Origin of the sequence: Pseudoalteromonas sp. TAB23, assembly GCF_000498075.1 — a bacterium.
GTDB classification, from domain to species: domain Bacteria; phylum Pseudomonadota; class Gammaproteobacteria; order Enterobacterales; family Alteromonadaceae; genus Pseudoalteromonas; species Pseudoalteromonas arctica.
Genome location: NZ_AUTP01000232.1, coordinates 1 through 13,057, shown reverse-complemented (window position 1 = coordinate 13,057; position 13,057 = coordinate 1). Strand labels below are relative to the sequence as shown.

Sequence of the window (13,057 nt, the reverse complement as noted above, 5' to 3'; positions counted from 1 at the left end):
TGCTCTTTAAAAATTTGGAAAAGCTGATAATAAAATTCTGATAGATACATTGTATTTATCAAGAGTTTTCAAAAGTAAAAAAAGAATGGTAGCAGTACCATTCAGTGCCATTTAGTTAACTCTTATGAGTTGATTGATTGGTATCTACTTTAGTATTCAATATTGACTTCTGGCGAAGTTAAACTGTCATAAAACAAAGACCCGTTTGGGTTGTATGGTTAAGTGACTAAGCGTACACGGTGGATGCCTTGGCAGTTGGAGGCGATGAAGGACGTATTAACTTGCGATAAGCTTAGTCAAGCTAGTAAAAAGCGCTTGAGACTAAGATTTCCGAATGGGGAAACCCACCTGCTTGCAGGTATCGTTAACTGAATACATAGGTTAACGAGGCGAACGCGGAGAACTGAAACATCTAAGTACCCGTAGGAAAAGAAATCAACCGAGATTCCGAAAGTAGCGGCGAGCGAAATCGGAACAGCCCTTAAGCTTATTATGTGTTAATGGAAGGCTGCTGGAAAGCGCCACGATACAGGGTGATAGTCCCGTACATGAAAAGACATTTTAAGTGAAATCGAGTAGGTCGGAGCACGTGAAACTTTGACTGAATATAGGTGGACCATCATCTAAGGCTAAATACTCCCAACTGACCGATAGTGAACCAGTACCGTGAGGGAAAGGCGAAAAGAACCCCTGTGAGGGGAGTGAAATAGAACCTGAAACCGTGTACGTACAAGCAGTAGGAGCCCACTTGTTGGGTGACTGCGTACCTTTTGTATAATGGGTCAGCGACTTATATTTTGTAGCGAGGTTAACCGAATAGGGTAGCCGTAGGGAAACCGAGTCTTAACTGGGCGAATAGTTGCAAGGTATAGACCCGAAACCCGGTGATCTAGCCATGGGCAGGTTGAAGGTTGAGTAACATCAACTGGAGGACCGAACCCACTAACGTTGAAAAGTTAGGGGATGACCTGTGGCTAGGAGTGAAAGGCTAATCAAACCGGGAGATAGCTGGTTCTCCCCGAAATCTATTTAGGTAGAGCCTCGGACGAATACTTACGGGGGTAGAGCACTGTTAAGGCTAGGGGGTCATCCCGACTTACCAACCCTTTGCAAACTCCGAATACCGTAAAGTAATATCCGGGAGACACACGGCGGGTGCTAACGTCCGTCGTGAAGAGGGAAACAACCCAGACCGCCAGCTAAGGTCCCAAAGTCATAGTTAAGTGGGAAACGATGTGGAAAGGCCCAGACAGCCAGGAGGTTGGCTTAGAAGCAGCCATCCTTTAAAGAAAGCGTAATAGCTCACTGGTCGAGTCGGTCTGCGCGGAAGATGTAACGGGGCTAAACTATGCACCGAAGCTGCGGATTCAGAATTTATTCTGAGTGGTAGGGGAGCGTTCTGTAAGCCGTTGAAGGTGTACCGGGAGGTATGCTGGAGGTATCAGAAGTGCGAATGCTGACATGAGTAACGATAATGGGAGTGAAAAACTCCCACGCCGGAAGACCAAGGGTTCCTATCCCATGTTAATCAGGGTAGGGTAAGTCGACCCCTAAGGCGAGGCCGAAAGGCGTAGTCGATGGGAAACAGATTAATATTTCTGTACTCGATATAATTGCGATGGGGGGACGGAGCAGGCTAAGCAAGCATAGCGTTGGTAGTCTATGTGAAAGTGAGTAGGGCGTTTGTTTAGGTAAATCCGGACAAACATTAAACCTGAGACACGAGACGAGTCACTACGGTGATGAAGTTGCTGATGCCATACTTCCAGGAAAAGCCTCTAAGCTTCAGATTATATGGAATCGTACCCCAAACCGACACAGGTGGTCAGGTAGAGAATACTAAGGCGCTTGAGAGAACTCGGGTGAAGGAACTAGGCAAAATCGTACCGTAACTTCGGGAGAAGGTACGCTCCTATCTGTGATGAGACTTGCTCTCTAAGCGGACGGGAGCCGCAGTGACCAGGTGGCTGGGACTGTTTATTAAAAACACAGCACTGTGCAAAATCGCAAGATGACGTATACGGTGTGACACCTGCCCGGTGCCGGAAGGTTAATTGATGGGGTTATCCTTAGGGAGAAGCTCTTGATCGAAGCCCCGGTAAACGGCGGCCGTAACTATAACGGTCCTAAGGTAGCGAAATTCCTTGTCGGGTAAGTTCCGACCTGCACGAATGGTGTAACCATGGCCACGCTGTCTCCACCCGAGACTCAGTGAAATTGAAATCGCAGTGAAGATGCTGTGTACCCGCGGCTAGACGGAAAGACCCCGTGAACCTTTACTACAGCTTGGCACTGAACATTGAACCTACATGTGTAGGATAGGTGGGAGACTTTGAAGCAGCGACGCTAGTTGTTGTGGAGTCAACCTTGAAATACCACCCTTGTAGTTTTGATGTTCTAACGTTGGCCCCTGAATCGGGGTTACGGACAGTGCCTGGTGGGTAGTTTGACTGGGGCGGTCTCCTCCTAAAGAGTAACGGAGGAGCACGAAGGTTGGCTAAGTACGGTCGGACATCGTACGGTTAGTGTAATGGTAGAAGCCAGCTTAACTGCGAGACAGACACGTCGAGCAGGTACGAAAGTAGGTCATAGTGATCCGGTGGTTCTGAATGGAAGGGCCATCGCTCAACGGATAAAAGGTACTCCGGGGATAACAGGCTGATACCGCCCAAGAGTTCATATCGACGGCGGTGTTTGGCACCTCGATGTCGGCTCATCACATCCTGGGGCTGAAGTCGGTCCCAAGGGTATGGCTGTTCGCCATTTAAAGTGGTACGCGAGCTGGGTTTAGAACGTCGTGAGACAGTTCGGTCCCTATCTGCCGTGGGCGTTTGAGAATTGAGAGGGGTTGCTCCTAGTACGAGAGGACCGGAGTGAACGAACCGCTGGTGTTCGGGTTGTCATGCCAATGGCATTGCCCGGTAGCTACGTTCGGAACTGATAAGCGCTGAAAGCATCTAAGCGCGAAGCAGGCCTCGAGATGAGTTCTCACTAGACTTTTAAAGTCTCTGAAGGGCCGTTGAAGACTACAACGTTGATAGGCAAGATGTGGAAGTGGTGTGAGCCATTAAGCTAACTTGTACTAATTACCCGTGAGGCTTAACCATACAACGCCAAACGCGTTTTATGCGACAGTTTGACAGAAGTTAATATGACTAAAGTAGATATTACTTAGAAAGACTTAAAAAATATTATCAGATATTTTCCAAATTCAAGAGGTGACTCTTAGCGCGTAGCGTTAAAGTTGAGGCACCTTGCGCAAAGAAAATGGTAGCACTACGTGCTTGTCATTGATTCTTTGCACCTAATTTGCTTGGTGACAATAGCGTTTTGGACCCACCTGACTCCATGCCGAACTCAGTAGTGAAACGAAACAGCGCCGATGATAGTGTAGCATTTGCTATGTGAAAGTAGGACATTACCAGGCTTCAAATTGTAGAAAGCCCGGATCTAACGATTAGGGCTTTTTTACGTCTGAAGAAAAGTGAAATGCGCGCAATTAACACACACTCACATCACGTAGGTCGGCCGAGCGTAGCGACTCCCGACGTTAAAATCACAGCAAAATCCCTTAATATCTCAGTCGGCCAATAAATTAGCATTTACTACGTGACTCTCCACCGCTGTGGGTATCGTGACATTACGCAGGCTTCACATTGTAAAGAGCCTTGCTTTAACTATTCAGTAGCCTATTAGACATTCCCATTAGGTATATAGCCTTATTTACAGACACTAGTAAGCAATTAATTGGGTGGCACTATTGTGCGCTAAGTTTACCTAAGTGATTTACCGCATTACATCTGTAACTAACTGTAGTTTTAGCGCGTGCAGAATAAATACACATACCTGATAATTATACTAATCGGCAATAATACCTAATCAATTTGGTGGATTGAACTTGACGTTAATTGCGTTAGAAATTTCTGATATACGATTGCATGGATACAGAAGGTTGAGCAACTTAGGAGTAATTGGCGAGAACAACGAAATAAAGAAATTTTTGTCCTCAAATAGATCATTTAACTAGGGAGATTGGCGTAAAGTTTATTTTATTTTTATATTTTCTTGGTTCTAACTAACCACCTATATACGCCAATAAAGAACAATGCAGCAGGTCCAAAGCCACTCAGCACCCAAATGACTTTTAAAATGTTACCGCCAATGCTGCCGTCATGTAGAGGGTGTATCCAGTTTTTTATTTTACTAGCCGTACTTTGCTTATCTATATTAAACACGCTCTCTAACTTTCCTGTAAGTGCATTAACTTCTATATAGCTATGTGGGAAGCGATACGAAGGATCGTCTACAGTTTGAAATCTAAATCTGTAAATAGCATTTAAGTTTGAGGGTGTTTCAATCCAAGCTAAACGCGCACTCGGTAATGCTTTTTGTGCTATTAGTATTGCTTGCGATAAAGGAATATTGAATTGTTTACAAGGCTGTATTTGTATTAGTGGTAGTGTCATTAATTGGATTTAACAGTGAGTCTATTTGTGGGTAATAAACTAATACGGAGCCAGAAAGGCTAATAATAGCAAGTAAAACACCTACCGAGAGCCCTAAGTATAAATGTAACCGCCTGAATATTTTTCGCCATGAAAGCTTTAGTGTCATTAATTAAATAGTCGTAATGAGTAATGCAGGTTTATTGGGCATTAAAGAATGATTAATTACGCGGTATATTATATGGTTTTTTGATATGAGTTGTGCGGCATTTTGTCGCACTTATTAAATTAGGTATTTAGAAAGTAAAACGCCAGCTCTTGGCTGGCGTTAAAGTACAAGCTTGAAGCTTATTTAAGCTTTAGGTCCTGCATTTTTTATATCGTCTGATACGTCATACTTAGCAAAGTTTTCAGTGAAGTCTGCGGCAAGTTTTGCTGCATATTCATTGTACTTAGCTTTGTCTTCCCACGTATTAATTGGGTTAAGTAAGTTAGTATCTACACCTGGAACTGCTACCGGTACATCTAGGTTTAAAACATCAATGTGCTGAGTTTCAACACCCGCTAATTTACCAGATACGATTGCATCAATTACTGCACGAGTAGTTGGGATATCAAAACGTTTACCTGTGCCGTAAGGGCCGCCAGTCCAACCTGTATTCACAAGGTACACTTTAGCGCCAAACTCGCGTACACGCTTCATAAGAAGCTCAGCGTAAACACCAGCAGGGCGTGGGAAGAATGGTGCGCCAAAACATGTCGAAAATGTTGATTCAATATCGCTAGTTGAACCAATCTCAGTAGAACCAACTTTTGCTGTGTATCCACTTAAAAAGTGAAAAGCAGCAGCTTCTTCGCTAAGTATAGAAACGGGTGGTAATACACCGCTTACATCACAAGTTAAAAATACAACAGCCTTAGGTTCTCCTGCGCGGTTTTCTACTTTACGTTTTTCAACGTGTTCAAGTGGATATGCTGCACGGCTATTTTGAGTAAGGCTAGTATCGTTAAAATCTGGAACGCCTTTTTCATCTAACACTACATTTTCTAAAATAGTGCCAAAGCGGATAGCATTCCAAATTACAGGTTCATTCTTTTGTGACAGGTCGATACATTTAGCATAACAACCGCCTTCAATATTAAACACGCTTCCAGGTGCCCAACCATGTTCGTCATCACCAATTAAAAAGCGAGTAGGATCTGCTGAAAGTGTTGTTTTACCCGTACCAGATAAACCGAAGAATAATGCTGTATCGCCTGCTTCACCAACATTAGCAGAACAGTGCATTGGTAATACACCTTTTGCTGGTAGTAGGAAGTTTTGTACAGAAAACATCGATTTTTTCATTTCACCGGCGTAACGCATACCTGCTAGTAATACTTTACGCTGCGCAAAGTTAATAATGACGGTGCCATCGCTATTTGTGCCATCACGTTCTGGCTCACATACAAACGAAGGAACGTTCATTACTTGCCATTGTGGTAAGTTTGAAGCGTTATAGTTCTGCGGTTCGATAAACATGTTTTTGGCAAAAATATGGTGCCACGCTGTTTCTGTAGTTACAACTACAGGTAGATAATGCTCAGGGTCTGCGCCAACTTCTAGGTGAGAGGTGAAGTGGTCATTACTTTGAACATGTGATTCTACGCGAGCCCATAATGCGTCAAATTTGTCTGCATCAAATGGACGATTAACGTTGCCCCATTGAATATCATCTTGAGTTGTTGTTTCTTGTACAATAAAACGATCTTTTGGTGAACGACCAGTTCGTTTTCCTGTAATTGCAACAAAAGCACCATTTGCGGCTAAAGTACCTTCGCCACGGCGGATCGCATGCTCGACAAGTTCAGCTGCGGTTAAATCGACAAAACGTGTAGCGCCTGTAGTCATGTTTATACCTAACTATGTGTGAGAGTTTGAACGGATAGCTCTGGGGTTATCAGTGCCCTTAAACTGAAATTATAGTAACAGAAGGTTTTAAGATATTCGAGCCCGTAAAGCCTCTAAAAACACATATATTTAAGAAAAAACATGAATAATTTCAATGATACCGGTGTCATGAAATTAGCAGAAAAGATGACACCGGTATCATCTTTTTATAATATAAAACCGCATATTTTGCGGCTTTAATTACTATATATAGATGAAGCTGAACATTTAGTTGAAAATGCTTTTTATATCTTGTTCGTTAAAAACATACTCTTTTAAACAGTAATGACAGTTAATATTAACAGACCCTTTTTCAGCTACGTCTTTGAGTAGTTCTTCTTGTCCAATATTAACAAGTGCAGTAATTGTTTTATCACGACTACAACCACATTTGAATTTAATCGCTTGAGGTTCAAATACGCGAGGATTATCTTCGTGATAAAGGCGTGTAAGGACAGTATTAGCATCAAGGTGTAATAGTTCTTCATCTTTAATGGTGTTACTTAATGCTTCTAGGTGTGCAAAGTCTTCAATTGATTTTTGTTTATCAACTGGGAGTACTTGTAAAAATAGACCACATGCTTTTGCGCTACCTTCTGTTGTGTCGGTTGCAAACCAAAGGCGTGTTTTTAATTGCTCTGACTGTTCAAAGTAACTTTCGATACATTCACTCAGAGTATCATGCTCTAGCGGAACTATACCTTGGTAACGTTCACCCTTACTTGGTGTAATAGTGATCACCATATAGCCTTGACCAATAAGCTCTTTTACAGTTGTGCCCGTAATTTCGCTTTGCAGGCGTGCAATACCACGCATGTTTTGTTTATCATCACCATTTATAACTGCATATTTAACTGGGCCATCACCTTGAAGCTGTACTGCAATTTCACCTTCAAACTTTAAAGTGGCGGTTAATAAACAGGTTGCAACAAGTAACTCACCTAGTAATGCTTTAACTGGGTCTGGGTAATTATGATCGGCAATCATTTCATTATAAGCATTCTCGATTTGTACGAGTTCGCCACGAACATCTAGTTCGTTGAATAAATAACGGTGAAGTAAATCTTGTTGCATGAGCGGCTATACCTAACTTGATTTCATTTTTAAAAGTTCGCGTCTTTGCTTTTTATCCGGTTTTTTATCCGGATGAGGAGCAAAAAAGCTGTTATTTTTGCGTGCGATGCTGTTTTCTTCGCGTTTAGCAATACTTGCATCAGATTCTTGATACATGGTCTGTGCAATGGGGGCGCTTTGACGTTTTTCAAGCACTGAGAGTATAGTTATCAGCTTTTCATCTACGCCCTGAGCCAGTTTTACTTTTGCGCCAACGTCTACTATTTTACTCGCTTTTGTACGTTGGCCATTATAATGTACTTTGCCGCCTTGCACCATTTCGCGTGCAACTGCACGAGTTTTATAAAATCGCGCAGCCCATAACCATTTATCTAATCGAACTTTTAACCCACCTACAGGGTCTGAGCTGGTATTAGCATTACTTTTTTTACTCATAAGGCATTTCCCCACGTTTTTATAGCTTAAAATTTATCATGAAATCATCGTAGGATGAAGGTATTACAACGGCAGTTTACTTTTTGTACTGTTATGTAAAGTTAATTTAATCTGTTTACAAAGTTTAATATTAGTGTGCTTGTTGAAAGAAAAATGAAAGGGTACTATGGGTACGCGCTAACGCAGTAAATTAAAATAAGAACACTATTTATGGAACAGCAAATCCAACAACTAAAACAATTTTTAACTCGTTTACCGCATGCTAAGTTAAGTGCATTAGTGACACTGTTAGTTGTTGTTTATCTTGCATTTTTATTATCAAAACTTGTTTGGCTTTTGTGGCCAAAACCACCAGTAACTCTACTTACCCCCACTCATTATGCTAACCAGTCATCTGGTGCGAGTAACAACTCAGCGCAGCATATTATTGAGCAATTTTTATTTGGTAAAAAAACTGTAACAAACAACAATAATACTGCAAAGCAATCGCAGGTAATAAATAATGCGCCAGAAACGCGCTTAAGTATCAATTTAACTGGTATTGTAGCGGTTAATAACGATGACAAAGCAGGTATCGCAATTATTGAATCACAAGGTAAGCAAGTTAGCTATCTTGTTGATGAAGTAGTATCGGGCACGCGTGCTGAAGTTGCACAAATATTGCCGGATCGTATTATTTTGAGTGTTAATGGACGCTTTGAAACATTAATGCTTGATGGACTCGATTTTAATAAAAAGGTATCTATGCCCGTACTCGCTGCGCGTGATGACGCTGAAATGGGCCCGCAAAAATTAGAACCAAGTGATCTACAAATAGATGCCACTGCAGATCCGGACGTTAAAGAAGCAATTATAGAAACACGTGAAGAGTTACTCGAAGAGCCGGGCAAGCTATTTGACTATATACGTGTTTCACAAGCCATGAATGATGGTGAGCTAATTGGATATCGCTTAAGTCCAGGTAAAGAGCCTGAGCTGTTTAAGCAAATGGGTTTAAAAAATAACGATTTAGCCATTTCTATAAATGGCTATCAATTAACAGATTTAAAACAGGCTATGTCAGCTATTAATGAGCTGCGTAATAGTACAGATGCCAATATCACTATAGAACGTGATGGTGAACAAATTGATGTGCAATTTAGTCTGCAATAATTTAGCTTTGGAGTTTTAATACGATGGTTCAGGTGCTACACCTCAAAAAAATTAAAAAAGGGTTAGCTAAGTACGCAGCACTTTTTTTGGCGGCAAGTATTTCTTTGTCTGTTTCTGCTGTTGAATATGCTGCTAACTTTAAAGGGACTGATATCAACGAGTTCATTAATATTGTTGGTAAAAACCTTAATAAAACAGTCATTATTGACCCTAACGTGCGCGGAAAGGTAAATGTTCGCAGCTATGAGTTAATGGACGAGGCACTTTATTATCAGTTTTTCTTAAATGTATTGGAAGTTTATGGCTACTCAGCTGTTGAAATGGACAATGGCATAATTAAGGTAGAAAAAAGTTCAGACGCTAAAAAATCAAATGTGCCACTTATTGACGAAGGTAATGAAGCTAGCGGCGACATGATGATTACACGTGTTGTACGTGTTAAAAATGTAAGTGTGCAGGAGCTTGGTCCTCTAGTTCGTCAATTTAGCGATCAAAAAGATGGTGGCCACGTTGCTAACTTTAATGCGGCTAACGTTATGATGCTAACAGGTCATGCAGCATCGGTTAATCGCTTAGTTGAGATTATTCGCTCTGTTGATCAGGCAGGTGACAAGCGTGTAGACATTGTTAAGCTTAAATATGCGACTGCTGATGATGTTGTCTCTGTAGTAGACAATATTTATAAAGACAGCGGTAAAGGCAGTGTGCCTGAATTTTTAATTCCAAAAGTTGTGGCTGATGGCCGAACTAATAGCGTTATTGTAAGTGGTGAAGGCCAAGCACGTACACGTGCTATTGAACTAATTAAGCGCTTAGATGGTGAGCTAGAAAGCCAAGGTAATACTAAGGTGTTTTACCTAAATTATGCTAAAGCTGAAGATTTAGTCAAAGTATTGCAAGGTGTTAGTAAGTCACTTGTTGAAGATGCACAAGGCGGTACTACTAAGACCCGTAGCAGAAGCAATAATGAAAGCAGTATAGAGTCTCACCCAGACTCAAACTCATTAATTATCACCGCACAGCCAGACACAATGCGATCATTAGAATCTGTAATTGAACGCCTTGATATTCGCCGTGCCCAAGTACTGGTTGAAGCCATTATTATTGAAGTAATGGAAGGCGACGGAGTTAACTTAGGCCTGCAGTGGATTTCTGAGCAGGGCGGTATGTTGCAATTTAACAATGGTACAACGGTTCCCGTTGGGTCATTAGCTGTTGCTGCAGAGCAAGCACAAGATGTAACCGTTACTAAAAATATAATAGGAACTGAATCAGGTACGGTAACGCCGTATACGGAAACAACAGAAGGTGACTATGGTCCATTAGCCTCCTTACTTAGTGGCATTAATGGTTTAGCGCTGGGCGTTGTTAAAAATGATTGGGGCGCAATTATTCAGGCTGTTGCCACTGATACAAATTCAAATATTTTGGCTACCCCTTCTATTACTACAATGGATAACGAAGAAGCCTCTATTTTAGTCGGTCAAGAAGTGCCTATTATTACAGGCTCACAAACAGGCAGTAATAATGCTAACCCATTTCAAACAGTTGAGCGTCAAGAAGTAGGTATTAAGCTGGTAGTTACGCCACAGATTAACGATGGCTCTGCAGTACAGCTTACTATTGAGCAAGAAGTATCGAGCGTAAGTGGTGCAACTGCGGTTGATATTTCAGTAAATAAGCGTTCAATTAAAACCACGGTAATGGCCGATGATGGTGGTATGGTTGTACTTGGTGGTTTAATTGACGAAGACGTACAAGAAAGTGTTTCTAAGGTGCCCTTATTAGGCGACATCCCTATTTTAGGCCACTTGTTTAGATCAACGAATACAACGCGCCGTAAGCGTAATCTTATTGTGTTTATTCGCCCAACCATTATTCGTGATGGTGTAAGCATGAATAAGTTAAGCTTTAATAAATATAACTTTATTCGTGGTGAGCAGTTTAAACAAAAAGAAGACGGTATTGAGTTAATGCCAATGACTGATACGCCTATTTTACCTGAGTGGAATGACGAATTAGTACTTCCCCCTACGTATGAAGAGTCTCTGCGTAAACAAAATGCACAAGAGCGTAAAGATGACTAATGCGATTCAAGAGATAAACCAAGATGTGGTTCATCCTCAAACGCATAATCAGGATGAGCTATTAACGAGTGATGTGTTAGTTGAGTTACCAGCAAAGCGTTTGCCGTTTTCCTATGCAAGACGTGCAGGTGTGTTACTTGGCAAAAACAAAGATCACCGCATAGTTTACTACCGTGGTGAGCTAGATGTGGAAGTACTATTAGAAGTACGCCGTATCGCAGGCCATGGTTTTACACTTGAGCAATTGGCTGATGATAAATTTGAGCTATTGCTTGAAGCATCATACCAACGTGATAGCTCTGAAACACAACAAATGATGGAAGATATTGGCAACGAGGTTGATTTATTCTCACTTGCTGATGAACTTCCGCAAACTGAAGATTTACTGGCTGGTGACGATGATGCGCCAATAATCAAGCTTATTAACGCCATGCTAAGTGAAGCGATTAAAGAAGGGGCTTCTGATATTCATATCGAAACCTTCGAGCAAGAGCTTGTTATTCGCTTTAGGGTCGATGGCGTGCTTAAAGAAGTACTTAAGCCTAATCGTAAACTTGCATCGTTACTTGTGTCTCGTATTAAAGTAATGGCTAAGCTTGATATAGCCGAAAAACGCATTCCACAAGATGGCCGTATTAGCTTACGTATTGCCGGGCGTGCAGTTGATGTGCGTGTGTCTACAATGCCATCGAGCTTTGGTGAGCGTGTAGTACTGCGTTTACTTGATAAAAACAACGCGCGCTTAAACCTTGAAGATTTAGGTATGACCGCAGATAACCGTGCATTGTTTTCAGATTTAATTAGTAAACCCCACGGCATTATTTTAGTAACAGGGCCAACGGGCTCTGGTAAAAGTACCACTCTATACGCTGGTATGAGCCAAATTAACTCACGCGATCGCAATATTCTTACCGTTGAAGATCCGATAGAGTACGAAATTCCAGGCATTGGGCAAACACAAGTTAATGCAAAAGTTGATATGACATTTGCACGTGGTTTACGTGCAATATTACGCCAAGATCCTGATGTGGTAATGGTGGGTGAAATACGCGACCTTGAAACTGCGCAAATTGGTGTTCAAGCGTCACTTACCGGCCACCTTGTTATGTCTACTCTGCATACTAATACCGCATCGGGTGCAATTACACGTATGGAAGATATGGGTGTTGAACCATTCTTACTTTCATCGTCGTTACTCGGTGTGTTGTCGCAACGGCTAGTACGTACATTATGTAATACCTGCAAAGAAGGTCACACGGCTGATGAGCATGAATGCCAGCTGTTAGGGGTTCCTTTTGAAAGCCAACCGACAATTTATCGAGCAGTAGGGTGTGAAGAGTGTAACTTTAATGGCTATCGTGGTCGTACGGGTATTCACGAGTTACTTGTAGTTGATGAAACAATACGCGAAATGATTCACAACGGTAAAGGCGAGCAAAGCGTAGAGAAATACATTCGTAAGCGCAGCCCAAGTATTCGCCAAGATGGTTGTAGCCGTGTACTTGTAGGTAAAACAACACTTGAAGAAGTATTGCGTGTTACCCGTGAGGAAGGTTAACTATGGCGGNAAGCCGATACAGCTAAACAAATTCGCCAAACTTTACGTGATCAAAAACTAACGCCGCTTGAAGTTGTCCCTGCGGCGCAAAGTGATAAACAAGTCAAAGGCGAAAAAGCCCCTTTACTCGGCGGCTTTTTTAAGCCGACAATTTCAACCTCAGACTTAGCATTAATTACAAGGCAATTAGCAACACTTATTCAATCGGCACTTCCTGTTGAAGGCGCTGTTATGGCGGTTGCTGAGCAATGCGAAAAGCCGCGTTTAAAGCGGATGCTTATGTCGGTACGCTCAAAAGTAGTCGAAGGTTACACCCTTGCCGATGGTCTTAGTGAGTTTCCTCATGTTTTTGACGACTTATATCGTGCAATGGTAG

At 41.9% G+C, this 13,057-nt stretch carries 8 protein-coding genes, 2 rRNA genes and 1 pseudogene; 6 read left to right on the top strand and 5 right to left on the bottom strand.

Features of this window, described 5'->3' with window-relative positions:
• Window positions 1-216: 216 nt before the first annotated feature.
• Window positions 217-3,107, top strand: a 23S ribosomal RNA gene (locus tag L654_RS0113950).
• Between the two features lie 205 nt (window positions 3,108-3,312).
• Window positions 3,313-3,427 (top strand): 5S ribosomal RNA (gene rrf, locus L654_RS0113945).
• A gap of 628 nt (window positions 3,428-4,055) precedes the next feature.
• Here rrf and L654_RS01000000126120 read toward each other — a convergent pair.
• The 5 genes from L654_RS01000000126120 to hslR form a co-directional block, all read right to left on the bottom strand.
• Entirely contained in the window at window positions 4,056-4,466 is a 411-nt protein-coding gene (locus L654_RS01000000126120; protein WP_024608236.1) for a PepSY domain-containing protein, read from the bottom strand.
• Window positions 4,432-4,614, bottom strand: a complete 183-nt coding sequence (locus tag L654_RS1000000128305) for a PepSY-associated TM helix domain-containing protein (RefSeq protein ID WP_225305756.1) — start codon at window positions 4,612-4,614, stop codon at window positions 4,432-4,434. Before L654_RS1000000128305 ends, L654_RS01000000126120 begins: the two co-directional genes overlap by 35 nt.
• A gap of 183 nt (window positions 4,615-4,797) precedes the next feature.
• Window positions 4,798-6,336, bottom strand: a complete 1,539-nt coding sequence (locus tag L654_RS0113935) for a phosphoenolpyruvate carboxykinase (protein WP_010555418.1) — start codon at window positions 6,334-6,336, stop codon at window positions 4,798-4,800.
• Window positions 6,337-6,603: 267 nt separating this feature from the next.
• Complete coding sequence (gene hslO / locus L654_RS0113930) at window positions 6,604-7,449, bottom strand: Hsp33 family molecular chaperone HslO (RefSeq protein ID WP_007586592.1); 846 nt, start codon at window positions 7,447-7,449, stop codon at window positions 6,604-6,606.
• Window positions 7,450-7,461: 12 nt separating this feature from the next.
• Entirely contained in the window at window positions 7,462-7,884 is a 423-nt protein-coding gene (gene hslR / locus L654_RS0113925; protein ID WP_024608235.1) for a ribosome-associated heat shock protein Hsp15, read from the bottom strand.
• A 210-nt stretch (window positions 7,885-8,094) separates the two neighbouring features.
• On the opposite strand from hslR, the gene gspC reads away from it, so the two are divergent.
• The 4 genes and pseudogenes from gspC to L654_RS1000000128695 form a co-directional block, all read left to right on the top strand.
• Window positions 8,095-9,036 (top strand): type II secretion system protein GspC, encoded by a 942-nt coding sequence (gene gspC / locus L654_RS0113920; RefSeq protein ID WP_024592283.1) that lies wholly within the window; start codon window positions 8,095-8,097, stop codon window positions 9,034-9,036.
• A gap of 23 nt (window positions 9,037-9,059) precedes the next feature.
• The gene (gspD, locus tag L654_RS0113915) at window positions 9,060-11,123 is read left to right on the top strand and encodes a type II secretion system secretin GspD (RefSeq protein WP_010555416.1); all 2,064 of its coding nucleotides are present in this window, start codon (window positions 9,060-9,062) and stop codon (window positions 11,121-11,123) included.
• Entirely contained in the window at window positions 11,116-12,681 is a 1,566-nt protein-coding gene (gspE, locus tag L654_RS0113910) for a type II secretion system ATPase GspE (protein ID WP_024608234.1), read from the top strand. The genes gspD and gspE overlap by 8 nt, the downstream gene beginning before the upstream one ends.
• A 12-nt stretch (window positions 12,682-12,693) precedes the next feature.
• A pseudogene (locus tag L654_RS1000000128695) lies at window positions 12,694-13,057 on the top strand (type II secretion system F family protein); the annotation flags it as partial.